The organism is Plantibacter sp. MCCC 1A11337 (assembly GCF_013349365.1).
In the GTDB taxonomy this organism is placed as follows: Bacteria; Actinomycetota; Actinomycetes; order Actinomycetales; family Microbacteriaceae; genus Plantibacter; species Plantibacter flavus_A.
In genome coordinates, this window is the sequence record NZ_JABJWX010000003.1 from 186182 (window position 1) to 211162 (window position 24981).

Sequence of the window (24981 nt, forward strand, 5' to 3'; positions counted from 1 at the left end):
GCCACCCGGCGGCGTCTGGTGCGTCGTCTAGGCGACGGAGCGGAGTGCCTCGGCCGGGCGCAGTCGTGAGGCGCGCCACCCGCCGATCGCACCGGCGAGCAGCCCGCCGAGGATGGCGATCCCGACGGCGATGACGATGATCCACGCGGTCACGGGAGCCTGGAGGACGATGTCGGTGGTGGTCGCGGCCGCAGCGCCCGGGGCACCGCCGAACCCACCGGCCGCTCCCGCCGCCGCATCCGACGGCATGCCCGCGGCACCGCCGGGGCCGCCGAGTCCGCCGCCGGCGGATGTCGTCGCCGCTGCACTGAGGGTCGGAGCGACGAGGTTCACCACGAGGATGCCGATGAGGCCGACCGCGACACCGACGGCGCCGCCGATGAGCGACTGGACGACGGACTCACCCGCGACCTGGCCGACGATGCGCCGGTCGCTCCAGCCGATCGCCTTGAGCGTGCCGAACTCGCGGGTCCGGCGCGTGACGCCGGAGATCGTGAAGAGGATCGCGATGAGGAACGCGGCGGCGAGCACGATGAGCGACAGCCAGGTGCCGAGGTTCGACACCAGCGTCGACGCCGAGGCGAGCGAGCCGGACACGGTGGACGCGAGGTCCTCCTGGGTGCTCACGGTCGCGTCGGGCAGTGCCGCCTCGATGTCCGTCTGCACCTGCGTGATGTCGGTCGACGAGGCGGCCTGCACGTACAGGTCGCTGACCTGGCCGTCGAGCCCGGCGAGGGACTGCGCGACGTCGAGGGGGATGTAGACGTTCGATGCGGACGTCGAGTCGGCCCCGGAGGCGGTCACCGTGCCGACCACGCTGAACGTGGTGCTCGCGATGTCGATCGTGTCGCCGGTGGCGATCCCCGCCTCGGTGGCGTAGGAGGCGTCGAGGACGGCGACGTCCGTGCCCGCGTCGTCGGCTGCGAGCGAGCGACCGTCGCTGAGGGAGACGGCCGAGAGCGGACCCACGGCGTCGCCCGAGGGGTCGAGACCGAGGACCGTGAAGGAGTCGACGCCGAAGGAACTCCCGCCTGCGCCGTCCGGACCACCCTGCGGCGGGGTCGCGCCGCTCGCGTCACCGCCCGGGACGCCTGCCGCCCCATCGGACCCCTGTGCCTGCGAGAAGTCGGGCAGCTCGCCCGTGAAGGTCGTGTTCGTGAGCGACAGGGTGGCTGCGGCGGCCTCGACGTTGGCGACGTCGGTGACCGTGCCGAGGGCCGTCGCGTCGAAGGTCGACGTGCCACGCGCCGCCTCCAACCGCGACTGGTTGACGGTCGTCGTCCCGTCACTCGTCGACCCGTCGCCCGAGCCGAAGTCGAAGTTCTGGCCGGGGCCGCCGCCGTCCGTCGGCGCCTCGGCCGCCTGACTCACCGTGATGTCCGTTCCGACCCCGTAGACGGATTCCAGCACCGACGCCTGCGCCGTCTTCACGCCGGCGGCGACCGAGTTGACGATGATCACGAGGGCGATGGCGAGCGCCATCCCGATGGCGATGATGATGGTCTGTTTGCGGCGACCGACGAGTTCCCGTCGGAGATAGGTTCCGAACATGTCTGCGTTTCCTTCTGCTCTGGTGCACGTGCCGGCGTCCCCGTTGCGCGACGCCGACGATCCGCACGTCGCGGATGACTTGGACCGGACGCTACGGAGGCTCGCTTGGCCTGCGCCTCGGTGACGCTATGAATCGGCCCAGGCCGCTGGGGGCGCTCCGCCGGCTCGGGGAGGGCACAGCATCCGTCTGGCCGGTTCATAGACAGCTCATAGGGCGGAGGCGAATACTGAACGCGTGAACATCCCGATCCAGGCGCCCGGTGCCGCGCGAAGCGCACTCAAGCGGGCAGACGGCACCGCCGTCCGTGTGCTCGTCGTCGACGACGAGGCGACGCTCACGGACCTCCTGCAGATGGCCCTGCGCTACGAGGGCTGGGAGATCCGGACCGCCGCCGACGGCCGGGAGGCCCTCACGATCGCCCGCGACTTCCGACCGGACGCCATCGTGCTCGACATCATGCTGCCCGACCTGGACGGACTGCAGGTGCTGAACCGCCTGCGGACCTCGGGGAGCGACGTCCCCGTGCTGTTCCTCACCGCCAAGGACTCGCTCGACGATCGCATCGCCGGCCTCACCGCCGGCGGCGACGACTACGTGACGAAGCCCTTCAGTCTCGAAGAGGTCGTCGCGCGGCTGCGCGGGCTCATCCGCCGGTCGACCCTGCTGGCCGCCGACGAGTCCGGCCCGGACATCGTGGTCGGCGACCTCGTGCTCAACGAGGACAGCCACGAGGTGACGCGCGACGGCGAACCCATCGAGCTCACCGCGACCGAGTTCGAGCTGCTGCGGTTCCTCATGCGGAACCCGCGCCGGGTGCTGAGCAAGGCCCAGATCCTCGACCGGGTGTGGAGCTATGACTTCGGCGGTCGTGCGAGCGTCGTCGAGATCTACATCTCCTATCTCCGCAAGAAGATCGACGCTGGGCGTGAGCCCATGATCCACACCGTGCGCGGTGCCGGCTACATGTTGAAGATCCCGACGGTCGGTTCGTGACCACGAGACCTCCCGTCACCGACCCGACAGCGACGACCGTCGACTCCACCCGCCCCAAACGCGCTCCGTGGACGCTCCGTCGACGCCTCATGGTCGTCGTCGTCGGCCTCCTCGCCCTCGGCAGCGCCATCGTCGGCGTCGCGAGCGCGGTCGCGGTGAGCGGCCTCCTCACCGAGGGCGTCGACAACCAGCTCACGAAGGCCGCCGAGCGGATCGTCGACTACGGCCGCAACGGCCAGCTCCCCGCACCGGAATCCCTGCCGGACTCCGGCATCCCCGACGGCTACGGCGGTGGTTCGGGCACGCGTGAGCCGCCCGCCTTCATCGGCGCTCCGGGCCTCGGGCCCGGCGCACTCGGGGCGATCGTCGTCGACGGCACCATCGTCAACGCCGGATACCTCAGCGCCGACGGCAGCACGGTCCCGTGCACCGAGAGCCAGGACGCCATGATCCTCACGGTGTCGGCCGGTGACCGACCGTCGACCATCAACCTCGGGGAGCACCTCGGCGACTACCGTGTCGTCGCCGTCACCGACGCGAGCGGCGCGACGAGGATCATCGGGCTTCCGCTCGCCGAGGTCGCGTCGACGGTCATGCAGCTCGTCACCCTCATCGCGATCATGAGCGTCGTGGTGCTGCTGCTCGCCGGACTGGCGGCGTTCGCGATCGTGCGGTACTCGCTCCGCCCGCTCGACCGCGTCGTCGCGACGGCCGCGGTCGTCGCCGAGCTTCCCCTCGACCGCGGTGAGGTGGCGCTCGCCGTCCGGGTACCGGAGTCCGACACCGACCCGCGGACCGAGGTCGGACGCGTCGGATCGGCGATCAACCGCATGCTCGGGCACGTCTCGTCCGCACTGAACGCCCGGCAGGCGAGCGAGAACAAGGTGCGCCGGTTCGTCTCGGACGCGAGCCACGAGCTCCGGACCCCGCTGGCTTCCATCGCCGGATACTCGGAACTCGCCGCGCGGAAGTCGGACGCGCTGCCGGAGGACGTCACCCACTCCCTCGGCCGGATCCGCTCCGAGGCCGGTCGCATGACCACGATCGTCGAGGACCTGCTGCTGCTGGCGCGGTTGGACGAGGGACGCGAACTCGCGAAGCGCCCCGTCGACCTCACCGAACTCGTCATCCACACCGTCGGCGACGCCCATGTCGCCGGGCCGGACCACGTGTTCGAACTGGACTTCCCCGAGGAGCCCGTCCTCGTCACGGGAGACGCGTCCCGGCTGCAACAGGTGATCGTGAACCTGCTGGCGAACGCGCGGACTCACACGCCCGCCGGGACGACCGTGCGGACGGGGCTGGCGGTCGAGAGCGGTCCTGCGGGCGAGATCGCCGTGCTGACCGTGTCGGACGACGGTCCCGGCATCGACCCTGCGCTGCAACCCAACCTCTTCGAGCGCTTCGTCCGCGGTGACGACTCCCGCTCACGCGCCACGGGGAGCACCGGCCTCGGGCTCGCGATCGTGCACGCCGTCGTGACCGCGCACCACGGCACCGTCCGATGCGAGAGCGCACCAGGACGGACGGTGTTCCGCGTCGAGCTACCGGCCGTCGCCACCCCGGACGTCCTCGTCCCGTCGGCGGAGTGATCCGTGCGGCCGGGTAGCGTGGTGCCCATGTGGGTGAAGGTGTGCGGTCTGTCCGAGGCGTCCGACGTCGCTGCGGCGGTGGACGCCGGAGTCGACGCGATCGGCTTCGTGTTCGCGCCGGGGTCGCCCCGGACCGTCGAGCCCGAACGGGTCGCCTCGCTGCTCGCCGACGTCCCCGAGTCGGTGCTGACGGTCGGCGTCTTCCGGCGCCAGTCGGTCGAGGAGGTCTCGCGGATCGCCGGTGCTGCCGGGGTGCAGGCCGTCCAACTGCACGGCGATGAACCACCGGAGGCGTTCCACGAGCTGCAGGCCATGGGGTGGCGGACGCTCCGGGCGACCTCGGCGGTGCGCTACGCCTCCGAGAACGCCGCCGAGCGCGCCGCCTACGCCGAAGAGCTGCTGCTGCTCGACGCACCGGACCCGGGAGCCGGGAAGACCTTCGACACGATCGCCCTGGTGGCGAACCCACCCACCCGCACCTGGATCCTCGCCGGAGGGCTCACGCCGGAGAACGTCCAGGGCCTCGTCGCCGAGCTCCGCCCCTGGGGGGTCGACGTGTCCAGCGGGGTCGAGTCCTCGCGCGGGGTGAAATCGCCGGAGCTCATCCGGTCGTTCGTGCACGCCGCCCGCACCGCCCGGGCGGTCTGAGCGTCAGCGGGACACCCGCTGGTCCGCGGTGTGACCCGCACGCTACATTCGTCGGATGAGGCGGTCGGCCGACCGCGACGACGACAAGGAGCGCCACCACCGTGTTCGACACCATCCTGCTCGCCGCGGACGACAACGGTCGGGCCGCCATCGAGTTCATGAACGCCCCCGCCAACGTCTTCGGCGGCATCATCGGCTACGCCCTGTTCGTCGCCTCCGTGTGGGGCATGTTCGAGAAGTCGGGCCGCTCCGGCTGGACCGCGATCATCCCGATCTACAACTGGTACGTCGTCGTCAAACTCGCCGGCTTCACGGGCGCGGCGACCATCCTCTACTTCATCCCGCTCGTGAACATCGTGTTCGGCTGGATCGTCGGTTGGCACATCGGCAAGCAGTTCGACAAGAGCACGGTGTTCCGGATCTTCGGGCTCATCCTGTTCCAGCTGATCGGCTTCTTCATCCTCAGCTACGGCTCGGACCGCTACCTGGGCAAGCAGGTCGACCGCGCCTAGCCGGCGGTCACCGGGGCCTGACGCTCACCGCGACGGCCAGGTCCACGGGGGCGTCGACAGCAGGCCCTGATCCTCGACGGCCGTCTCGCCGAGTCGCTTCACCAGCCGGTGCTCGTGCACCTCGCCGGCTTCGAGCATGGCCTCGATGAGTGGGCGGGCGTGGGAGACGACCACGAGCTGCGTGTCGGCGCGCGCCGCGGTGATGAGCCGAGCGAGCTGCGGGAGGAGGTCGCCGTGCAGGCTCGTCTCCGGCTCGTTCAGCACCATGAGCTCGGGCGGGCGAGGGGTCAGGAGTGCCGCGACGAGCAACAGGTAGCGGAGCGTGCCGTCGGACAGCTCGCCGGCCGAGAGCGGACGGAGCATGCCGGGCTGTTCGAGCTCCAGCCGGAACACCCCGTCGTCGGCGCGCACGCGCAGCACGCTGCCGGGGAACGCGTCGTCGACGGCGGCGTCGAGGCGGTCCCGGGCGCCGGACTCGATGATCGTCTGCACCGCGGCGGCGAGGTCGGCACCGTCGTGTCCGAGCACGGGCGTCCGCGTGCCGACCTGCGGCGCACGGGCCGGTGCCTCGCGGTCGGTCCGGAACTGGTCGTAGAACCGCCAGCCGCGCACCTGGCCGCGCACGCGGAGGACCTCGGGCGTCGCGTCGGCGTCCGAGAACTCGGTGAGGATGCTCTCCGAGGTGCCGAGCGTTCGACCGATCGGACGCCACGACCCGTCGCGGACCCGGACCGCCGGACCGTGCCGGTCGACGAGCAGGCTGCTCGGTTTGGCCAGTGCGCCGGCGAAGATCTGTTCCCGCTTGATCTCGGGGTCGCGGCCGAACAGGGTCGTGGAGGGCTGCGGGATCCCGAGGTCGACGAGATACCCCAGCGTGTCGGTCGCGAACCCGAGTCGCAGGCTGATCGGCCCCGAGCGGCGCGTGCCCTGGACCGGGACGGAGCCGTCGACCATGGCGTGACTCACGTGTTCGGGGCCGGCCCAGAGCGTCGAGGAGAGCCCGCCGTCGCGGGCGAGTGATCCGACGACATCGCCGTCGCCCGCACTCGCGAGGAGTCGGAGTGCCCGGTAGAGGTTGGACTTGCCGGTGCCGTTCGCGCCGGTCACGACGTCGAGGCCGTGCAGCGGCAGCACGGTGTCTCGGATGGACCGGTAGCCGGAGATGGCGAGCGTCTGGATCATGGCTCCATGGTGCCGGTCGCCTCGGACATCCGGACGGGTGGTCGTGAGCGCCCGGAGCACGCCTGTCGGAAGGGGGTCAAGGGTGTGTTATGGTTGTGGAAACCAAAGACCGCCGGTCACTGTCGCGTGCAAACGAGACAGTCGAAGGTTCTCATGACGAGACGTCCAGCGCAGGTGTATGAAGATCTGATCGAGGCTCGCCTCTCCCCAGCTCCGTGCGCTTGCGCCGGAGCTTTTTTCATGCCCGAATCCTTCACCGGTCCGGCGGTTGGTGTGTGCGGCCTCCGCTGCATGCATTCAAGATTCGAAAAGGAGTGGCCATGGCGAACAAGGAAGCCTCGGTTGCCGAACTCACGGAGAAGTTCCAGAGCTCGACCGCCGTTCTGCTGACCGAGTACCGCGGCCTCACTGTTGCTCAGCTCAAGACCCTGCGCAAGAGCATCAGTGCGGACGCAACCTACGCCGTGGTGAAGAACACGCTGACCAAGATCGCGGCGAACAACGCCGGCATCTCGTCGTTCGACGACGAGCTCGCCGGTCCGTCCGCGATCGCATTCGTGCACGGTGACCCGGTCACCGTCGCGAAGGCTCTTCGTGACTTCGCCAAGGCAAACCCTCTCCTCGTGGTCAAGGGCGGTTACTTCGACGGTAACCCGCTGACCGCTGACGAGGTGCGCAAGCTCGCCGACCTCGAGTCCCGTGAAGTGCTGCTGGCGAAGCTCGCCGGCGCCGTCAAGGCCTCGCTGTTCGGAGCTGCCTACCTCTTCAACGCACCGCTCTCGAAGGCCGTTCGCACGGTCGAGGCGCTGCGCGAGAAGCAGGAGTCCGCGGCCGAGTAATTCGGTTCCGCGAACCATCAACCCCGTACCTGTGCGCCGCGTGATGCGGTTGCAGGGCATGAAACAAGGAGAACAATCATGGCAAAGCTGTCAAACGAAGAACTGATCAACGCGTTCAAGGAGCTCACGCTCATCGAGCTCAGCGAGTTCGTCAAGCTGTTCGAGGAGACCTTCGAGGTCACCGCTGCTGCTCCCGTCGCCGTTGCCGGCCCGGCTGCTGCCGGCGGCGCTGCTGCTGAAGAGGTCGAGGAGAAGTCCGACTTCGACGTCATCCTCGAGGCTGCTGGCGACAAGAAGATCCAGGTCATCAAGACGGTCCGCGAGCTCACCTCGCTCGGCCTCGGCGAGGCCAAGGCTCTCGTCGACGGCGCTCCGGCTGCCGTCCTCGAAGGCGCCAACAAGGAAGCCGCTGACAAGGCGAAGGAAGCCCTCGAGGCTGCCGGCGCCACCGTCACGCTCAAGTAGTCGGTCCCCTACGGGGGACAACCACTGGGTTGGCGACCGACTCCGGTCGGTCGCCGCTGACGATCGCGGATCTTCCTGAGACGAGTGCTGTGTGCACTCGGCAGAGACATCCGTGATCGGAGGGCATCGCCCCCGATTCGTTCGGGAGCGGTGCCCTCCGTCGGTTAACCGGGGGGCCTGCGATTCGTCGCGCCCCTCCATGCACGCGGATGCTCTGCACCCCGTTGACGACGTTCGTCGACGGTTCACGCAGGTATCCGCGTCGTCGTTCCGCTCCCGGTGAGTGGGGGCTGTCGGTGCGGTGCCCGAATCGGGAGAACCCACCACCATGAACACCCACGCACGCTGGCGTGCAACCATCACCTGGATCCGAGCCCAGCTCGCATCCGCCTTCACCGAGTCGGAGCGGGCGAGCGACGCCCACCCGCCCGATCCGCGGGTCAGCCAGTCCTTCACCACCTGGATGCGCTGACCCGATTTGCCCCCCGGCCCCAACTCAGGAGTGGCTCGGCGTGCCGCGGCCATTGAGGCCCGCCACACCGACGAACTCCTGAGTCGGGGACGGGCCGGGTGGATATGCATAGCCAGGCTATGTATACTGGTCACATCATGACCGAGAACCGTACGCATTCACCCCTGCACACCATCCTCGGCGACCTCATCACGGCATCGCATCGGCTCACCCGCCTTGCCGCCCAGGCCACCGGATCCTCCGAATCGCCCGCCGTCTGGCGCACGCTCTCCGTGCTCACCACGGTCGGCCCCGTCCGGGTCGGCGAACTGGCCCGCCAGAGTCGGGTGTCCCAACCCACGATGACCAAGCTCGTGCAGAGCCTCGACGAGCGCGACTGGATCAAGCGGATCGCCGACGTCGACGACCACCGCGCGTGGCTCATCGCCATCGCCCCAAAGGGGACGGCCGCTCTCCTCGCCTGGCGCGACGAGCTCACCGACGCCCTGGAGCCGGCTTTCACCGACCTCGAGGACGACGACCTCGCCGCGATCGCCAGGACCGTCGAGATCATCCAGGCCCGCGTGGCCGTCGAGGTCGCCTCGGAGCTGACGGCATGAGCGCCGACACCAGCGCACACACGTCCTCCGTGCCCACCCCCGCAGCGTCGAGCCACGGCCACGCCGCAGGCCACAGTGCCGGCCTCGGCGGCATCCTGCACCAGCCGAAGGCCGTCTGGGCGGTCGCTTTCGCGAGCGTCATCGCCTTCATGGGCATCGGCCTCGTCGACCCGATCCTGCCCGCGATCGCCGAAGACCTCCAGGCGACGCCGACCCAGGCCGAGATGCTCTTCACGAGCTACCTGCTCGTCACCGGCGTGGCGATGCTGTTCACGAGCTGGCTGTCGAGCCGGATCGGTGCCAAGCGCACGCTCCTCATCGGACTCGCGCTCGTCGTCCTGTTCGCGCTCCTCGCGGGCCTCTCCGACTCCGTCGGTGCCGTCATCGGCTTCCGGGCCGGCTGGGGCCTCGGCAACGCGCTCTTCATCTCGACGGCACTCGCCACCATCGTCGGAGCCGCAGCGGGCGGACGCGCCAACGCGATCATCCTGTACGAGGCCGCCCTCGGACTCGGCATCGCGATCGGTCCGCTGCTCGGGGGTCTCCTCGGCGGCATCGGCTGGAAGTGGCCGTTCTTCGGCACCGCGACGCTCATGGCCGTCGGGTTCATCGCGATCGTCACCCTGTTGAAGACCGAGGGCCCGAAGCCCGCGCCGCTCAAGCTGTCCGCACCGTTCAAGGCGCTGGCGATCCCGTCGCTGGGCATCCTCGCGGCAGCCGCACTGTTCTACAACATCGGCTTCTTCACGCTCCTCGCGTACTCGCCGTTCCCGCTCGGCCTCGATGCGATGGGTCTCGGGTTCACCTTCTTCGGGTGGGGTGTCGCGCTGGCGATCACGAGCGTGTTCGTCGCACCGCTGCTCACGGCCCGGATGCGTCGCACCTCCGTGATCAAGCTGGTCCTGCCGTTGCTGGCACTCGACCTCGTCGCGGCCGGACTCCTCGTGCAGTCCACCGTCGGCCTCATCGTCTGCATCGTCGTCGGTGGGCTGCTGCTCGGCGTCATGAACACGGTGCTGACCGAGGCGGTCATGGAGGCGACGGACCTGCCGAGCAACGTCGCATCCTCGGCCTACTCGTCGGTGCGGTTCCTCGGTGGGGCCATCGCGCCACCGGCCGCCGCGGAGATCGCGAAGCTCATCTCGCCCGCCACGCCCTACTATGTGGCCGCCGGCTCGCTCATCGTCGCGGTCCTCATCGTGGTCCTCGGACGCAAGCACCTCGCCCGGGTCGACGGCCCGGTGGAGAGCGAGCTCGACGAGGCCATCGCGATCACCGCAGCCGACGCGAGCTGATCCGACCGCTCACCGCGCCCCACCGACGCGAGCGCGACCCTCCGGGGGCCTGCGCTCACGTCGGTGGGGCGCGCTCGTGCCAGCGCACCGCGCTCAGACCGCAGCCGGGTCGTCTAGTCGACGGGCTCGGGGCGGGTCGTGGTCTGTCGGATCACCAGGCGGGTCGGCCAGCGCACCTCGGAGACCGTTGTGCCCGGGTCCCCGGAGTCCGGAGCCTGCGCGCGCTGCTCGTCCTCCAGGTCCTGGAGGAGGATCTCGACGGCATGCCGTCCCTGCGCGCGGGGCTCCTGCTCGAAGGTGGTGAGCGCGAACATCTCCGCGTAGGAGTGCCCGTCGATCCCGATGACCGACAGCTCCGCCGGAACGGTGATCCCGAGGCGACGTGCCGCGATGATGATGCCGATCGCCACCTCGTCCGTCGAGGCGAACACCGCCGTCGGCCGGATCCTCGCGTCCCGCAGCAACTGCGCCGCGGCCTCGTACCCGCCCGGTAACGAATGGACGGCGGGCAGGACGTGCACGGCTGAGGTGAGTCCGGCATCCTCCATCGCCGCGAGGTATCCCGCCAGGCGCCTCCCGTGCACGGTGTCCGTCTGCAGTTCCGCGTCGTGCCCGGTGATGTGGGCGATGCGCGTGTGCCCGAGGGTGATGAGATGTTCCGTCGCCTCACGGCCGAGTGCCTGGTCGTCGATGTTGATGGAGTGACCGCCACGGATGTTGCCGCCGATCGACACCAGCGGACGGGGATTGGCGAGCAGGCGTGCGATCTCGTCCTGCGAGGCCTCGATCCCGATCGAGATCATGCCGTCGAAGCGCTTGTTCGTCAGGTAGGCGTCGAAGATGCGATCGCGCTCCGGGGAGTCGGGCGGCAGATGATGGAGCGTCAGGTCGTAGCCCCGCGCACGGAGGGCGCCCTCGGCGCCTTCCAGGACCTCCCCGAAGTACCAGCGGTTGAGGAACGAGGTGAGGACGCCGATGGCCAGCGTACGTCCGGTGGACAGACTCGCGGCGATGGGCGAGGCGACGTACCCGATCGTGGCCGCGGCCTGCACGACCCGTTCCCGGGTCTCGGCCGACACGTATCCGCGCCCGGTGAGCGCTCGCGAGGCCGTCGCTTTCGAGACGCCGGCGAGGGCCGCGACATCGCTGATGGCACCACTCATGCCGACTCCCTCCGTTGGGTAGCACCACCATAGCGAATCTGGAACGGACCTGGAACTGCCGACTGGAACTGATCCATAACAACTGGAGCACGAATGGTCCGCCCGGCCTCGTGATTTCGGTGGGAGCGCTCTCACTGTCTATTTCGTTATGTTCTCGTGCTTGCATCCTGTCGCCGGGTGAAGTACTTTGGCGCATGGAAACGGTTCCGCATCCGGACCGATTCCGCACCAGTGCATCATCGGAACGGCTCGACCCTGGAGACGTTCGAACCTGCAGCACTCAATGAGGAGGACACAGATGAGTTTCATTCGGACCCGCCGGACGGCCCTGCCGCTGGCCGTCCTGGCCGTCGCGGGCGTCGCGCTCACCGCTTGTTCAGGCGGATCGGGCAGCAGCGGCGGTGGCGACGACGACAAGACCGTCACCATCTACGGGACGATCGCCGACACCGAGGCGAAGCTGCTCGAGGAGAGCTGGGCCGACTTCGAGAAGGAGAGCGGCATCACGATCAAGTACGAGTCCTCCAAGGAGTTCGAGTCGCAGATCGGCATCCGCGCCCAGGGTGGTAACCCGCCCGACCTCGCGATCTTCCCGCAGCCCGGCCTCCTGGCCGATCTCGCCAAGCGCGACTACCTGAAGCCCGCGCCCGACAGCGTCAAGGCGAACATCGAGAAGTACTGGTCGAAGGACTGGGCCGCCTACGGCACCGTCAACGACACCGTCTACGGCGCTCCGCTCATGGCGAGCGTCAAGGGCCTCGTCTGGTACCAGCCGGCCAAGTTCAAGGAGTGGGGCGTCGAGGTCCCGAAGACCTGGGACGAGCTGCTCACGCTGACCAAGACCATCCAGGAGAAGACGGGTTCCGCACCGTGGTGCGCCGGCTTCGGCTCCGGCGACGCCTCGGGCTGGCCCGGCACCGACTGGATCGAAGACCTCGTCCTGCGCCAGCAGGGCCCGGACGTTTACGACGACTGGGTTGCCAACAAGGTCAAGTTCACCGACCCGAAGATCAAGGAAGCGTTCGACTCGGTCGGCGAGATCCTCAAGAACCCGGAGTACGTGAACGCGAGCTTCGGCGACGTGTCCTCGATCAACTCGACCGAGTTCGGTGACGTCGCTCCGGCGCTCGCCTCCGGCGCCTGCGCCCTCCACCACCAGGCATCGTTCTTCTCCGGCTTCCTCGAGGACGCCGGCGCGACCGTCGCCCCCGACGGTGACGTGTGGGCCTTCGTGACCCCCGGCATCAAGGAGGGCGAGACCGCTGTCACCGGTGGTGGCGAGATCGTCGGCGCGTTCAGCGACGACGAGAGCACCGTCAAGGTCCAGGAGTACCTCTCGAGCCCTGAGTGGGCGAACAAGCGGGTCAAGCTCGGCGGCGTCATCTCCGCCAACAACGGCCTCGACCCGGCGAACGCCTCGACCCCGATCCTCAGCCAGGCGATCGAGATCCTGCAGGACGAGAAGACCACGTTCCGCTTCGACGCCTCCGACCTGATGCCCGGTGCCGTCGGCGCCGGAACCTTCTGGAAGGGCCTCGTGAACTGGATCAACGGCGACGAGACCGACCAGGTCCTCAAGGACATCGAAGCCGGCTGGCCCTCCAGCGAGTAATCGATATCCGGAACTGCTGCTCGTGAGCGGGAGCGCCGGAGGGTGATCACCACCCTCCGGCGCTTCCGCCTCGGCAGTGGAACCCCCTAGGGTTCACTCAGGGTCCAACGCCGTACTCGAAAGGCCAGCAATGTCAGGTTTCCTCAACTGGTTGGGCGGACTGCCTCCGCTCGCCCAGATCCCGATCGTCGTCATCGCCTTCGGCGCGGTGGTGGCCCTCCTCCTCTTCTTCGTGGACATCGCGCCACGCAAGGGCACCCTGTACACGGTCATCCGTCTGGCCTTCTGCGTCCTGGTGCCCGTCGTCGTCGTCCTCTTCTTCGGCTCGTTCCTCTGGGCCGCGGCCGTCGCCGCCGTCCTTGGCGGGGTGCTCTTCCTCCTCGACTACCGCTCGAAGAAGGGCGTCGGGTACCTCGTCCAGCTCGTCGGCTTCCTCGCACCGGCGTTCCTGCTGCTGCTGATCGGCCTGATCCTGCCGTCGATCAACACGACGATCGCCGCATTCATGTCGGCGTCCGGCAAGAACTTCGTGGGCCTGAACAACTTCATCTGGCTGTTCACACAGCCGAGCGCCATTCGTACCGTGATCAACACGATCATCTGGGTGCTGCTCGTCCCGGCGTTGTCGACGGCCTTCGGACTCGCTTACGCCGTGTTCATCGACAAGTCCCGCGGTGAGAAGTACTTCAAGATCCTCGTCTTCATGCCGATGGCGATCTCCTTCGTCGGTGCGTCGATTATCTGGCGCTTCATCTACGCCTACCGCGAGGCCGACGCGACCCAGATCGGTCTGCTCAACCAGATCGTCGTGTGGTTCGGCGGCACTCCGGTGCAGTGGCTGCAGAACGAGCCGTGGAACACGCTGTTCCTCATCGTCGTGCTCATCTGGGTGCAGACCGGTTTCGCGATGGTCGTCCTGTCCGCCGCGATCAAGGGTGTCCCCACCGAGCAGATCGAGGCCGCCGAGCTCGACGGCACCAACGCCTGGCAGCGCTTCATCAACGTCATCGTCCCCGGCATCCGCTCCTCGCTCGTCGTGGTCGTCACGACGATCTCGATCGCCTCGCTGAAGGTCTTCGACATCGTCCGCACGATGACCGCCGGCAACAACGGCACCTCGGTCATCGCGAACGAGATGTACACCCAGTTCAAGAACTTCGAGAACGGCCGGAGTGCGGCGTTCGCCGTGGTCCTGTTCGTGCTCGTGCTGCCGATCGTCATCTACAACGCACGGCAGATCAAGAAGCAGAGGGAGATCCGATGAGTGCTGTGCAGCCGATCGAACTACCGATCGACGAATCCACCAAGGAACAGCTCGCCCAGGGGGAACGCGGCATCGAGGCCGCGAGCCGACGGACGAAGAAGCGGCTCACCAGCCGCGGGGCGACCATCGCGGCCGTCATCATCGCGGTGCTGTGGACGGTCCCGACCTTCGGTCTGTTCGTCTCCTCGTTCCGACCTGAGCAGCAGGTGAAGACCACCGGTTGGTGGACGATCTTCTCCGACTTCCAGGTCACCATCGACAACTACGTGCAGGTGCTGCAGGCCGGCAACTCGACGCTCAACCTCGCGGGCTCATGGGTCAACTCGATCGCCATCGCGGTCCCGGCGACCCTGATCCCGCTGGTGGTGGCGAGCCTCGCGGCGTACGCGTTCGCGTGGATCGACTTCCGCGGCAAGAACTTCCTGTTCATCCTCGTGTTCGCGCTGCAGGTGGTGCCGATCCAGATGGCGCTCGTGCCACTGCTGTCGACCTTCTCCCGCGGGCTGAACATCTTCGGCCTGCAGGTCGGCGAGGGACTGGACGCGAGCGGCACCTTCGCACAGGTGTGGATCGCGCACACCATGTTCGCGCTGCCGCTGGCGATCTTCCTGCTGCACAACTTCGTCGCGGAGATCCCCGCCGAGGTCATCGAAGCGGCACGCGTGGACGGTGCCGGTCACGGTCAGATCTTCTTCCGGATCGTGCTGCCGCTGACCATGCCCGCCATCGCGTCGTTCGCGATCTTCCAGTTCCTGTGGGTGTGGAACGACCTTCTGGTCGCGCTCATCTTCGCGGACGGCGAGGTCGCGCCGATCACGAAGCTGCTGGCGGAGATCACCGGTACGCGAGGCAACGAGTGGCACCTGCTCACGGCCGGCGCGTTCATCTCGATCCTCGTCCCGCTCGTGGTGTTCTTCGCCCTGCAGCGGTACTTCGTCCGCGGGCTCCTGGCCGGTTCGACCAAGGGCTGACCCGACACGCGGTTCGATCCTCCGATCGACAGCGTCGTCCGTGCGCGAACGCCCCAGGAGCTCATGCTCCCGGGGCGTCCGTGCGTCTGCGGGTCGTCTGGTCTGGTTCACAATTCAGGAGAGCCTCGGCGTGTCGGACCTGCCGCCGGGAAACTCAGTCAGGCTCGCCGAGTTCGTCCTGAATTGTGAACAAGGAGACCGGTGTGGGAGTTCGACGGCAGTGTTCACAATTCAGGAGAGCCTCGGCGTGCCCCGCCCGACTGACCGGGTTCTCGGCGCGACACCCCGTGGACATCCTGAGTTGTGGACCGAGAGCAACGGCACATCGAACGACCAGTCGAGGTCACGATTCGGCGAGAGCCGAACGAATGGCTCCTTCGACGGCGTACCAGTCGTCCATGACCATCCGGTAGGTGAATCGGAGGACACGGTACCCGCGGATCGCCAGCATCGCGTCCCGCCAGCGGTCGTGCTCGTGAGCATCTGGCGCGTCGTGGAACTCACGTCCGTCCCACTCGATCACGATCCGTCCAGCCAGGACGAGGTCGACCCGTCCTACCCCATCGATGAGTACCTGGTGGACTCCGCGGATGCCCGCACGCTCGAGGCGGATCCGGCCGATGGTCTCGAGGAAGCTGTGGCAGCCGCTCTCTCGCCGGGGGAGGGCGTCGAAGAACCGGCGGGGGAGTTCCCGCAGCCAGTCCTCGAGATGAGCCGCGCCGCGTGGATCGACGTTGATGAAGGAGTCGAACGCGGCGACGGCGAGGTCGGGATGCTGGCAGGCTGCAATCTGCAGGGTGGTCTCGTACGGCGAGGTCAGGAGCTTCGGCCGGTCATCTCTGGAGAGGGGCGAATGCCAGTGCAGAACGAGACCTTGCAGGTCGCGGAACTCCTCACCACTGGGGTAGATCGTCCGGTCATCGGGATGGCGGAGTCGTGAGGCGTTCTCGGTGAGGCTCACATGCACCTCACCTCTCCGAGCAACGGCCCAGCCGTAACGCTCCGCGGCTGAAACGCAGCCCAGGCGCCCGCCCATCCGGACGGCCCGGATCAAGGCGGGATCTGCGGCGGGTGCCGCGTACCAGCCACGGCGTGGTCGGATAAGGAGTCCTGTCGCCACCGCAAAGGTCAGTTGTCGCCCCGTGAAACCGTGGTCGATCAGTTCACGCCGAGTCGCCACCTGTCCCAGGTGCTCTACGGCGGTCGCGAGTCCGATCATCGCTCCAGCGTCCTCGAGTCGCAGCTGCTGTGATGACGCACGCCTGCGCCGATGCGCACCGATGACCCGTTCGACCGGTTGTGGAGCACGCTCGTGTCGGTTCACAACTCAGGATCAGGGACGGCGTGTCGGCTAGCAGGCGCACAAAGGGAGGCGAAACGCCGAGCCGCTCCTGAGTTGTGAACCGCGGGACGGGGACAGGGGCGGGGAGGACGGTGGGCGGGGATAGGGTGGCGGGATGAGCATGCACGGCGGACGGGGCGGGCCACGCGGTGGTGCACCCGGGGGCGGCGGACCCCGTGCCGGGAGTCGGGTGAGCGGCGGCGACATGGCGGCTCAGAAGGCGCTCAACGCCGAGGCGCCGAAGATCCCGAACCTCGGCAAGCGCATCGTCGCGCTGTTCGTGCCCTTCCGCGCCAAGATCATCCTCACGATGGTGCTCGTCGTCATCGGTGCCGCCCTCGCGGTACTCCCACCGCTGCTCGTCAAGCAGGCGTTCGACGTCGGCCTGTTCCCGACCGACGGGGGCAGCCCGAACCTCGTCGCCCTCGCGGAGATCGTCGGCGCGATGGTGGCGCTGTTCATCATCGCGGCGCTGCTCGGCGTCTGGCAGACCTACCTCACGGCGACCGTCGGCAACAGCGTCATGGGCGCCCTGCGCATCAAGCTGTTCTCGCAATTGCAGGCGATGGAGCTGAGCTTCTTCACCCGCACGAAGACGGGCATCATCCAGTCGCGCCTGCAGAACGACGTCGGTGGCGTCGCGAACGTCCTCACCAACACCGTCTCGAGCGTGCTCGGCAACACCGTGACGGTCATCTCCGCGCTCGTCGCCATGCTCATCCTCAACTGGCAGCTGACGATCGTCGCCCTCATCCTCATGCCGATCCTCGTGATCGCGCAGCGCCGCGTCGGTCAGGTCCGGGCGCGGATCGCGACGAAGACGCAGGAGTCGTTGTCGGAGATGACCGCGATCACCCAGGAGGCCTTGAGCGTCTCCGGCGTGCTCCTCGCGAAGAGCTTCAACCGCCAGGACACCGAGGTCGAGCGCTACAGCGCCGAGAACCGCACCCAGATCCGCCTCCAGGTCAGCCAGGCGATGAGCGGACAGTGGTTCTTCGCGATGGTGAACATCTTCCTGTCGTCCATCCCCGCGATCGTCTACCTCGTGGCCGGCTGGCTCATCACCGCTGGGGCCGCGGACGTCACCGCCGGCTCGATCGTCGCCTTCACCACCATCCAGGCCCGCCTGCTGTTCCCGCTCATGGGCGTCATGCGCGTCGCCCTCGACCTGCAGACCTCCGGAGCCCTCTTCGCGCGGATCTTCGAGTACCTGGACCTCAAGCCCGCGATCGCCGACCGCCCCGGGGCCGCACCGCTCCCGAGCGTCGCACCGCAGATCCGCTTCGACGACGTCACCTTCCGCTACGCCGACGCCCAGGACGACTCGACCCCCACCCTCGACGGTGTCTCCTTCACGATCGAACCTGGACAGTTCGCCGCGTTCGTCGGACCCTCGGGAGCGGGCAAGACGACCATCTCCTACCTCATCCCGCGCTTCCAAGAGGTGTCGGGCGGCCGGGTCATGGTGGCGGGGGCCGACGTCCGCGACGTCACCCAGGAGTCCCTCGTCTCCCGCATCGGCATCGTCAGCCAGGAGACCTACCTCTTCCACGCGACGATCGCCGAGAACCTCCGCTACGCGAAGCCCGACGCGACCCTCGACGAGCTCGAGGCCGCCTGCCGCGCCGCGAACATCCACGAGACGATCGCTCGGTTCGAGGACGGCTACGACACGCTCGTCGGGGAACGCGGCTACCGCTTGTCCGGCGGTGAGAAGCAGCGCATCGCCATCGCGCGCGTGCTGCTGAAGGACCCCGAGGTGCTCATCCTCGACGAGGCGACGAGCGCCCTCGACACGATCTCCGAACGGGTCGTCCAGGTCGCCCTCGACGACGCGACCCGCGGACGCACGACGGTGTCGATCGCACACCGCCTGTCGACCATCGTGCACGCCGACGTCATCTTCGTGCTCGATCGCGGGCGCATCGTGGAGCGTGGCACCCACCAGGAGCTGCTCGCCGTCGGCGGCGTGTACGCGACGCTCTACGCGCAGCAGGCCGTCACCGCCTGAGCGGTCCAGCCCATTGTGGGCGCGTGACACGTGTGGCTAGAGTGAGCGCCATCGTGACCCCCGAAGGAGGGGGACGCCCGCGCACCGCCGGATCGAGTAGGGGACTCGTCGATGACCGCAGCTGTGAACGCACCATCCGCACCCCCGCCAGGTGACGGCACTCCGCCCGTGGACGCCTCCACGACGGGTCCCCCGATCCCTCCAGCGCCGTCCTCGGTCGCGCGGTCCCGGAGGCTCGGGCGTCGTCGCTTCGGCCGCCCCGGCTTCAGCATCCAGTCGAAACTCCTGGTGATGCTGCTGCTGGTCAGCGTGGGGGCGTCGGTGGTGACCGGCATCGTCGGGTACCTCTCCGGCAGCGAATCCCTGCGACAGGCGTCGTTCGAGCGGCTGACCGAGTTGCGCGAGTCGCGTGCCCGCGAGATCACCAACTACTACCGCCAGACGGCGGACTCGCTCGTCGTCTACACCCGCGGCACGACCGTCGTCGATGCGATGAACCGGTACCACGACGCGTTCCAGGAGCTCGAGGAGCAGCCGGTCGAGCCGGCGCGAGCTGCGGAGGTCGACCGTTTCTACACGGACACCTTCGTCCCGGCGCTCAACGAACGGACCGGCGATACGGCGGATCCAGAGGCCTTCATCCCGACGAACCCGGCCCAGACCTACCTGCAGTCGGTCTACACGCCCACCGATCTCGACTACGACCAGGCGATCACGGTCGACGACGCCGGTGACGGGAGCACGTGGTCGGCCGTCAACGCGACCTACAACGACTACTTCCGCGAGATCATCAACCGGTTCGGCTACGAGGACGCCCTCCTCATCGACGACGAGGGTGACGTCGTCTACAGCGCGTTCAAGGGACCGGACCTCGGGACCAACGTTCTGACGGGCCCGTACCAGGGCGGCGTCCTCGGCGACGGGTTCACGAAGGCCCTGCGGTCCAACGCGGTCGACTACACGGGCATCACCGACTTCGAGCGGTATCAGCCCTCGCTCAACGTCCCCACGCAGTGGATCTTCTCGCCGGTCGGGCAGGATGGCCGCATCGACGGTGTCCTGGCGCTGCAGGTGCCCATCGAGCAGATCAACTCGATCATGACGAGCGGCGGGGAATGGAAGCAGGACGGCCTGGGCGAGACCGGCGAGACCTACCTCGCCGGACCCGATCAGCTGATGCGCTCGACGTCCCGACTGCTCATCGAGGACCCGAAGGCGTATCTCAAGCAGTCCGTCGCGGCCGGCACGCCACCGCAGGACGCGCAGCGCGCGGTCGACGTCAAGGGCACGATCGAGATCCAGCCGACCCGCACCCAGTCCGTGGAGCGGGCGCTCGCCGGGGAGACCGGCACGCTCATCGGTCGTGGTTACCTCGGTGGGGAGAACCTCACGGCGTACACACCACTCGACATCGACGGGCTCCAGTGGGTGCTCGTCGCGCGGATCGACGCGTCGGAGGCCTTCGCGCCGGTCACCGACTTCACGCGCAACCTCATCATCTCCGTGCTGGCGATCGTGGTCGTCGTGTCGTTGCTCTCGCTGTTGCTGGCGCAGGTGTTCGCACGCCCGGTGCGATCCCTCGTCGGCGCGGTGCGGCGCGTGGCCGCCGGTGACTACAGCGTCGAGGTGCCGGTCAACAGGCGTGACGAGTTCGGCGACCTGGGCGCGGCCTTCAACGACATGAGTCGCAGCCTCCGGGTGAAGCAGGAACTCATCGACGAGCAGCGCGCCGAGAACGAGAAGCTCCTGCTGACGCTCATGCCGGCGACGGTGGCGAAACGCTACAAGGAGGGCGAGGAGACCATCTCCGAGGTCCACCAGGACGTGTCGGTCATCTTCGCGGACCTCGTCGGATTCGACGACCTCACCCGAGGCCTCGACCCGGAGCGCGAGCTGTCGATGCTCAACGCCCTGGTCCGCAGCTTCGACGAGGCGGCGGAACGACTCGGGATCGAGCAGGTGCGGACGCTGCGGGAGGGCTACCTCGCGAGCTGCGGCCTCATCGTGCCCCGCGTCGACAACGTCCGCAGAACCCTCGACTTCGCGCTGGAGATGCGGACGATCGTCGAACGCTTCAACGCCCAGCACCAGGCCGAACTGACGCTCCGGATCGGCGTGGACACGGGTGTCGTGACGAGTGGCCTCGTCGGTCGCACGAGTCTCGCCTACGACATGTGGGGTGACGCGGTCAGTCTCGCCAACCAGGTCCAGTCGGTCTCCGGTCGGGCCGGGATCTTCGTCAGCCAGCGGGTGCGCGACCGCATGCAGGACACCGTCACCTTCGAGGCCGCCGGCACCGTGGAGACGCGCGGGGGTCCGCAGGCCGTCTGGCAGGTCGTGGCAGGGACGACGTCATGACGCAGGTGTGGCAGGAGGCGTGGTTCCCCTGGGCCATCGCGCTCGCGGTCGGTGTCCCGGTCCTCCTCATCGTCCTCACCGAGGTGCTGGGCGCACTGACCCGGCGCGGGAACGCCGCGGCCAAGCCGGTACGACTCATGCGGAACTACGTCGTGCCGGTCGGCGCGGTGTTCGCGCTCCTGGTGTTCGCTTCGCTGCGGGCGGACGACCTCATCTGGGTTCGGATCGTCGGAACGGTCCTCGGTTTCCTCGTGATCCTGCTCATCCTGTCGGCGTTCAACGTGGCGCTGTTCGCCAACGCGGAGGAGGGCTCGTGGCGTGACCGCATCCCGTCGATCTTCGTGGACCTCGCTCGGCTCGCGCTGATCCTCATCGGACTCGCCATCCTGTTCTCGTGGGTGTGGGGCGCCGACATCGGCGGCCTGGTCACCGCGCTCGGCGTCACCTCGATCGTGATCGGCCTCGCCCTCCAGAACGCGGTCGGCGGGGTCATCTCCGGACTGCTGCTGCTGTTCGAACAGCCCTTCAAACTGGGGGACTGGTTGGACACCGGGAATGTCCGTGGTCGCGTGGTCGAGGTCAATTGGCGTGCGGTGCACCTCGACACCGGCAACGGTATCCAGATCGTGCCGAACTCGTCGCTCGCCGGGTCGTCGTTCACGAACCTGAGTCAGCCCGTCGGGGCCTACACCGCGAGCGTCGAAGTGACCTTCTCCACCGACGACCCGCCGGACGACGTGCTCCGGCTGCTCCGCGAGGTCGGCTCGGGCCTCCCCATGCTCGAGCCGGGGGACGTGGTGTCCGCGTCCTACCTCGGTGCCGCGCGGTTCGCCGTCACCCTCCCCGTGTCCGGGCCGTCCACGGCCGACTCGGCTGTCGCCCTGTTCCGCGCCTGGCTCTGGTACGCCGCGCGGCGTCGTGGTCTCGCGCTCGACGGGGACAGCACCGACCCCATTGCGACGCCGGAGCGCTTGCGGAGTGCCATCGCCGCACTGGCCCCCACGCTCCACGCGCGTGAGGAGGACTACGACGACCTCGCCCGGACGTGCACGCTCGAACGGTACGGGCCGGGGGAGACCATCCAGCAGGCGGGAACCATCCCCGGAGCGATGCGGTTCCTCGTCGAGGGCGGCGTCCATCTCGCCGTGCCGACGACGGACGGGCTCATCACCTTCCAACGACTCGGCGTCGGCGACTTCATCGGCCAGACGGCGCTGACGAGGGAGGTCGCCATGGCCGCCGCGATCGCCGACGGCACGACCCTGGTCCTGCGGATGCCGCTGTCCACCATCGACCAGCTCGTGCGGAGCAAGCCCCGCCTGGCCCAGGAGATCGGCGCCTCCATCGACAACAAGCATCGGCAGGCGCAGGCGGCGCTCGCCGAGGCGGGGATCGTCCGCGGTACGATCGGCCGGTAGCCAGCAGCCGTCCCCAGCCGAGCGAGGAACCGATGCCGAACCCCGATGGGCCGTCCGGATCGCGGCCGTCTCCTACCGGCGAGTCCGTGACCGAACGGATCCGCACCGCGATCTACGACGGGACGCTCGCCTCCGGTGAGCTGCTCATCGAGGAGGAGCTGCGGGTGTGGCTCGACGCTCCGAGCGAGGAGATCGCCGCAGCACTCCGGGAACTCGAGCGCGTCGGACTGGTCGAGACGGCACCGCAGCGGCACACCCGTGTCGCGCAGCCACGGGCTGAGGACCGGACAGCCGTGCTGCAGACCCTCGGAGCGCTCGTCAGCGGCGTCGTCCGGGTCACCGTCCCGACCTTGACCCCGGGGCAACGGGCCGAGCTCCTGGCGTTCGTCGAGCACACCATGACGACCGTGGCGGCGGAGGACGCGGATGCGCACGGCCGCTGCGTCTGGGGGCTCGTGGACCGGTTCCTGAAGCATTGCGAGAACCCGGTCCTCGTCTCCGCGACGAAAGACGTGATCGGCGCACTGATCTACCGTGTCTCGGCCACGCGCTCCGCGGCGACGGTCGACTGGTCGGATCTGCGCGTCGGGTATCCGCACCTCCGATCCGCCCTCGCCGCCGGTGACGCCGTCGGGGCCGAACTCGCGATCGAGCACATCTTCCGGTTCCAGGTTCCGCTCCACGACCTGGAGGTGCACTGAGCGTCGGCGCCATGCTGACCTCGGGGCTGTCGCCGGTGGGACGCGGGGCAATAGTCTGCTGATGGCGCGGTGCTCGCCAGAGCTCCGCGTCCACGTCGTCACCTCGATCGAGAAGAGCCCAGATGTCCTCCCCGGAAGTCCCACCCTCCGTCGAACCGACCACCGCGTCGCAACTCCTCGCAGAGCTGGCCGGCACCTTCCTGCTCGTCTTCGGTCTCGTCGGGACGGCGACCTTCTCCGCGTTCTTCGGCGAAGAGACGTCGAACCCCCTGGGCGTCGGCTTCCTCGGAGTGGCGATCGCCCTCGGCCTCTCGGTGACCATCGCCGCCTACGCGTTCGGCCCCGTCTCCGGCGGGCACTTCAACCCGGCGGTGACGCTCGGGCTGGCCGCCGCCGGTCGGTTCCCCTGGCGTGCGACGTGGACGTTCATCCTCGCGCAGCTCGTCGGAGCGTTCCTCGGCGCACTGGCGGTCTTCGGCCTCGCGGCCGGCGGCCCGGCAGGATTCCTCGACAAGGCCGTCGCGAGCGGCTTCGTCTCGAACGGCTTCGGTGAGCTCTCGCCCGGCGGATTCGGACTCGTCTCGGCGATCGTCATCGAGGTCGTCATCACCGCCCTCTTCCTGTACGTCATCCTGGGCGTCACGCACACGCGGGCCGCCGCAGGCTTCGCGCCGATCGCCATCGGCGGCACCCTCACCCTGTTCCTGTTGATCGCCATCCCGATCGACAACGGCTCGATCAACCCGGCGCGCTCCATCGCGACCGCCATCTTCGGCGGGGGCGACTGGCTCGCGCAGGTCTGGGTGTTCATCGTGTTCCCGATCATCGGCGCGCTGATCGCCGGATTCAGCTACCGGATCCTGTTCGAGGGGACCCGCCCGGCGGGTTCCCGACCGGTCGCGAACCGCAGCTGAGTCGTCTCCGGATCGCCCGCACCCCGTCCGCTCTGGCTGGACGGGGTGCGTCGTTTCGGGCCGGCACCCCGCGAACGCGGGCAACCCGCATTGGGGGACGCGCTTTCCACGGGCACCGAGCATGCTTGAGGTTCGAGCGCCGGAACCTTGGAGGGGCGATGACGATGACCGAACGCGACGCCCCCACGACCGCGTGGGTGGGTCCGCTGCAGGATGGCGGCAGCATGCCCGATGCGCCGCTCCCACCGGACGTCGCCTGGGAGCTCCTCCGGGAGGCGCTGGTCGAGGACTTCATCGACGATCTCCCGCGTCCGGTCCGGACGGCGGAACTCGCGGCGCGGCTCCATGTGAGCCGAGCGTCCCTGATGACCAACATCCGTCGTGGCAATGTCGTCGCGAACCGTCGCGCCGGCCGATGGGAGATCGACACCGTCGCCAGCCGCACCTACCTGCGGTCGGCCATCCTCAGCCTCGGTGAACGTCGTCGCGCGCTGAGCGGTGTCGATGAGGACCGCTCCGCGACCGTGCAACTGACGCTCAGCGGGCGCGCGTCAGAAGTGCTCTCGGACCTCATGCAGGACACGCACCTGTCCGCTCCGGAACTCGTGGCCATCGCGCTCGACCGGTTCCGGAGCAACCCCGTCGACGGCGGCGTCGAGGGCAGCTGACCGGCACGGAGTGACGATCGGCCGCTGACCGCCGCAGACGCGAACGGCCGGGCTCCCGTCGGGACCCGGCCGTCACGCGTCTCGACCTGAGGGACTACTCGTTCCCGACGGCCTTGTCCGCGGCGTCGCGAGCGCTGTCGATCTGCCCGTCGAACTTGCCGCCGGTGACCTTCTTGGCCGCGTCGGCCACGGTGCCGAGGAGCTTGTCGCTGATGTCCTCGGCCTGCTCGCTCTTCAGGGCGTCCTTGACCTTGTTGTCGTTCAGGAATTCCTGAGCCTTCTTGGTGATGTCGTCCAGTGCCATCCGTCGCTCCTGTTCATCGGGCCCGTTCGGGCGTCGGGATCATTCTTCGCCGTCAGTCGGTGTTCTGGCTAGCCCCTTGTCGGAGCCCGCAGGTCGTCCAAGCGGT

The 24981-nt window shown here is 68.4% G+C and carries 23 protein-coding genes; 18 read left to right on the forward strand and 5 right to left on the reverse strand.

Annotated elements, in window-relative coordinates; translation table 11 throughout:
• Window positions 1-27: 27 nt before the first annotated feature.
• Window positions 28-1551 (reverse strand): ABC transporter permease, encoded by a 1524-nt coding sequence (locus HOW07_RS12725; protein WP_175117357.1) that lies wholly within the window; start codon window positions 1549-1551, stop codon window positions 28-30.
• A 235-nt stretch (window positions 1552-1786) separates the two neighbouring features.
• On the opposite strand from HOW07_RS12725, the gene HOW07_RS12730 reads away from it, so the two are divergent.
• The 4 genes from HOW07_RS12730 to HOW07_RS12745 all read left to right on the forward strand — a co-directional run bounded on the left by HOW07_RS12730 (window position 1787) and on the right by HOW07_RS12745 (window position 5297).
• Complete coding sequence (locus HOW07_RS12730) at window positions 1787-2545, forward strand: response regulator transcription factor (RefSeq protein ID WP_371743675.1); 759 nt, start codon at window positions 1787-1789, stop codon at window positions 2543-2545.
• Window positions 2542-4137 carry a sensor histidine kinase gene (locus HOW07_RS12735; protein ID WP_371743676.1) on the forward strand — a complete coding sequence of 532 codons (1596 nt, stop codon included), beginning with the start codon at window positions 2542-2544 and terminating at the stop codon, window positions 4135-4137. Before HOW07_RS12730 ends, HOW07_RS12735 begins: the two co-directional genes overlap by 4 nt.
• 27 nt (window positions 4138-4164) lie before the next feature.
• Window positions 4165-4785 (forward strand): phosphoribosylanthranilate isomerase, encoded by a 621-nt coding sequence (locus tag HOW07_RS12740; protein WP_079003250.1) that lies wholly within the window; start codon window positions 4165-4167, stop codon window positions 4783-4785.
• 101 nt (window positions 4786-4886) lie between these two features.
• Window positions 4887-5297: a DUF5684 domain-containing protein gene (locus HOW07_RS12745; protein WP_121289080.1), complete on the forward strand. Its 411-nt coding sequence runs from the start codon at window positions 4887-4889 to the stop codon at window positions 5295-5297.
• Between the two features lie 24 nt (window positions 5298-5321).
• Here the strand turns inward: HOW07_RS12745 and HOW07_RS12750 are convergent, their stop codons facing one another.
• Window positions 5322-6479: an AAA family ATPase gene (locus HOW07_RS12750; RefSeq protein ID WP_175117358.1), complete on the reverse strand. Its 1158-nt coding sequence runs from the start codon at window positions 6477-6479 to the stop codon at window positions 5322-5324.
• A gap of 320 nt (window positions 6480-6799) precedes the next feature.
• Between HOW07_RS12750 and rplJ the strand changes: the two genes are divergently transcribed.
• The 5 genes from rplJ to HOW07_RS12775 all read left to right on the forward strand — a co-directional run bounded on the left by rplJ (window position 6800) and on the right by HOW07_RS12775 (window position 10149).
• Window positions 6800-7318, forward strand: coding sequence for a 50S ribosomal protein L10 (gene rplJ, locus HOW07_RS12755; protein WP_064294534.1), 519 nt, complete (start codon window positions 6800-6802; stop codon window positions 7316-7318).
• A gap of 78 nt (window positions 7319-7396) precedes the next feature.
• Window positions 7397-7783 carry a 50S ribosomal protein L7/L12 gene (rplL, locus tag HOW07_RS12760; RefSeq protein ID WP_064294533.1) on the forward strand — a complete coding sequence of 129 codons (387 nt, stop codon included), beginning with the start codon at window positions 7397-7399 and terminating at the stop codon, window positions 7781-7783.
• Window positions 7784-8111: 328 nt separating this feature from the next.
• A complete protein-coding gene (locus HOW07_RS12765; protein ID WP_153303516.1) occupies window positions 8112-8255 on the forward strand; it encodes a hypothetical protein in 144 nt (47 codons plus the stop codon).
• 137 nt (window positions 8256-8392) lie between these two features.
• Window positions 8393-8854, forward strand: coding sequence for a MarR family winged helix-turn-helix transcriptional regulator (locus HOW07_RS12770; protein ID WP_064294532.1), 462 nt, complete (start codon window positions 8393-8395; stop codon window positions 8852-8854).
• On the forward strand, window positions 8851-10149 hold the full coding sequence (locus HOW07_RS12775) for an MFS transporter (RefSeq protein WP_175117359.1): 1299 nt from the start codon (window positions 8851-8853) through the stop codon (window positions 10147-10149). Before HOW07_RS12770 ends, HOW07_RS12775 begins: the two co-directional genes overlap by 4 nt.
• Before the next feature lie 113 nt (window positions 10150-10262).
• Here HOW07_RS12775 and HOW07_RS12780 read toward each other — a convergent pair whose 3' ends face one another.
• Window positions 10263-11312, reverse strand: coding sequence for a LacI family DNA-binding transcriptional regulator (locus tag HOW07_RS12780; RefSeq protein ID WP_175117360.1), 1050 nt, complete (start codon window positions 11310-11312; stop codon window positions 10263-10265).
• Between the two features lie 298 nt (window positions 11313-11610).
• Here HOW07_RS12780 and HOW07_RS12785 point away from each other — a divergent pair, with 298 nt between their 5' ends.
• The 3 genes from HOW07_RS12785 to HOW07_RS12795 all read left to right on the forward strand — a co-directional run bounded on the left by HOW07_RS12785 (window position 11611) and on the right by HOW07_RS12795 (window position 15159).
• On the forward strand, window positions 11611-12924 hold the full coding sequence (locus HOW07_RS12785; RefSeq protein WP_064294530.1) for an ABC transporter substrate-binding protein: 1314 nt from the start codon (window positions 11611-11613) through the stop codon (window positions 12922-12924).
• A gap of 130 nt (window positions 12925-13054) precedes the next feature.
• Window positions 13055-14188: a carbohydrate ABC transporter permease gene (locus tag HOW07_RS12790; RefSeq protein ID WP_064294529.1), complete on the forward strand. Its 1134-nt coding sequence runs from the start codon at window positions 13055-13057 to the stop codon at window positions 14186-14188.
• Complete coding sequence (locus HOW07_RS12795; RefSeq protein WP_064294528.1) at window positions 14185-15159, forward strand: carbohydrate ABC transporter permease; 975 nt, start codon at window positions 14185-14187, stop codon at window positions 15157-15159. Before HOW07_RS12790 ends, HOW07_RS12795 begins: the two co-directional genes overlap by 4 nt.
• A 343-nt stretch (window positions 15160-15502) precedes the next feature.
• Here HOW07_RS12795 and HOW07_RS12800 read toward each other — a convergent pair whose 3' ends face one another.
• Complete coding sequence (locus tag HOW07_RS12800) at window positions 15503-16120, reverse strand: DUF559 domain-containing protein (protein ID WP_175117361.1); 618 nt, start codon at window positions 16118-16120, stop codon at window positions 15503-15505.
• A 502-nt stretch (window positions 16121-16622) separates the two neighbouring features.
• Here HOW07_RS12800 and HOW07_RS12805 point away from each other — a divergent pair.
• The 6 genes from HOW07_RS12805 (at window position 16623) to HOW07_RS12830 (ending at window position 24571) form a co-directional block, all read left to right on the forward strand.
• Complete coding sequence (locus HOW07_RS12805) at window positions 16623-18512, forward strand: ABC transporter ATP-binding protein (RefSeq protein WP_175117648.1); 1890 nt, start codon at window positions 16623-16625, stop codon at window positions 18510-18512.
• Between the two features lie 291 nt (window positions 18513-18803).
• On the forward strand, window positions 18804-20870 hold the full coding sequence (locus HOW07_RS12810) for an adenylate/guanylate cyclase domain-containing protein (protein ID WP_079004016.1): 2067 nt from the start codon (window positions 18804-18806) through the stop codon (window positions 20868-20870).
• A complete protein-coding gene (locus tag HOW07_RS12815; protein ID WP_121289090.1) occupies window positions 20867-22288 on the forward strand; it encodes a mechanosensitive ion channel domain-containing protein in 1422 nt (473 codons plus the stop codon). Before HOW07_RS12810 ends, HOW07_RS12815 begins: the two co-directional genes overlap by 4 nt.
• Before the next feature lie 86 nt (window positions 22289-22374).
• Window positions 22375-22989, forward strand: a complete 615-nt coding sequence (locus tag HOW07_RS12820) for a GntR family transcriptional regulator (RefSeq protein ID WP_175117362.1) — start codon at window positions 22375-22377, stop codon at window positions 22987-22989.
• 122 nt (window positions 22990-23111) lie between these two features.
• On the forward strand, window positions 23112-23903 hold the full coding sequence (locus HOW07_RS12825) for an aquaporin (RefSeq protein ID WP_121289094.1): 792 nt from the start codon (window positions 23112-23114) through the stop codon (window positions 23901-23903).
• Between the two features lie 158 nt (window positions 23904-24061).
• Complete coding sequence (locus HOW07_RS12830) at window positions 24062-24571, forward strand: hypothetical protein (protein ID WP_071258790.1); 510 nt, start codon at window positions 24062-24064, stop codon at window positions 24569-24571.
• A gap of 94 nt (window positions 24572-24665) precedes the next feature.
• Here the strand turns inward: HOW07_RS12830 and HOW07_RS12835 are convergent, their stop codons facing one another.
• Window positions 24666-24875, reverse strand: a complete 210-nt coding sequence (locus HOW07_RS12835) for an antitoxin (protein WP_064295701.1) — start codon at window positions 24873-24875, stop codon at window positions 24666-24668.
• Between the last annotated feature and the right edge of the window lie 106 nt (window positions 24876-24981).

Coding starts and splice junctions, on each gene's coding strand:
- HOW07_RS12810 (WP_079004016.1), top strand. CDS start 18,804: ATGCTGCTGCTGGTCAGCGTGGGGGCGTCGGTGGTGACCGGCATCGTC.
- HOW07_RS12785 (WP_064294530.1), top strand. CDS start 11,611: ATGAGTTTCATTCGGACCCGCCGGACGGCCCTGCCGCTGGCCGTCCTG.
- HOW07_RS12825 (WP_121289094.1), top strand. CDS start 23,112: ATGTCCTCCCCGGAAGTCCCACCCTCCGTCGAACCGACCACCGCGTCG.
- HOW07_RS12750 (WP_175117358.1), bottom strand. CDS start 6,479: ATGATCCAGACGCTCGCCATCTCCGGCTACCGGTCCATCCGAGACACC.
- HOW07_RS12775 (WP_175117359.1), top strand. CDS start 8,851: ATGAGCGCCGACACCAGCGCACACACGTCCTCCGTGCCCACCCCCGCA.
- HOW07_RS12795 (WP_064294528.1), top strand. CDS start 14,185: ATGAGTGCTGTGCAGCCGATCGAACTACCGATCGACGAATCCACCAAG.
- HOW07_RS12830 (WP_071258790.1), top strand. CDS start 24,062: ATGACGATGACCGAACGCGACGCCCCCACGACCGCGTGGGTGGGTCCG.
- HOW07_RS12725 (WP_175117357.1), bottom strand. CDS start 1,551: ATGTTCGGAACCTATCTCCGACGGGAACTCGTCGGTCGCCGCAAACAG.
- HOW07_RS12770 (WP_064294532.1), top strand. CDS start 8,393: ATGACCGAGAACCGTACGCATTCACCCCTGCACACCATCCTCGGCGAC.
- HOW07_RS12805 (WP_175117648.1), top strand. CDS start 16,623: ATGCACGGCGGACGGGGCGGGCCACGCGGTGGTGCACCCGGGGGCGGC.
- rplJ (WP_064294534.1), top strand. CDS start 6,800: ATGGCGAACAAGGAAGCCTCGGTTGCCGAACTCACGGAGAAGTTCCAG.
- HOW07_RS12765 (WP_153303516.1), top strand. CDS start 8,112: ATGAACACCCACGCACGCTGGCGTGCAACCATCACCTGGATCCGAGCC.
- HOW07_RS12780 (WP_175117360.1), bottom strand. CDS start 11,312: ATGAGTGGTGCCATCAGCGATGTCGCGGCCCTCGCCGGCGTCTCGAAA.
- HOW07_RS12740 (WP_079003250.1), top strand. CDS start 4,165: ATGTGGGTGAAGGTGTGCGGTCTGTCCGAGGCGTCCGACGTCGCTGCG.
- HOW07_RS12815 (WP_121289090.1), top strand. CDS start 20,867: ATGACGCAGGTGTGGCAGGAGGCGTGGTTCCCCTGGGCCATCGCGCTC.
- rplL (WP_064294533.1), top strand. CDS start 7,397: ATGGCAAAGCTGTCAAACGAAGAACTGATCAACGCGTTCAAGGAGCTC.
- HOW07_RS12835 (WP_064295701.1), bottom strand. CDS start 24,875: ATGGCACTGGACGACATCACCAAGAAGGCTCAGGAATTCCTGAACGAC.
- HOW07_RS12790 (WP_064294529.1), top strand. CDS start 13,055: ATGTCAGGTTTCCTCAACTGGTTGGGCGGACTGCCTCCGCTCGCCCAG.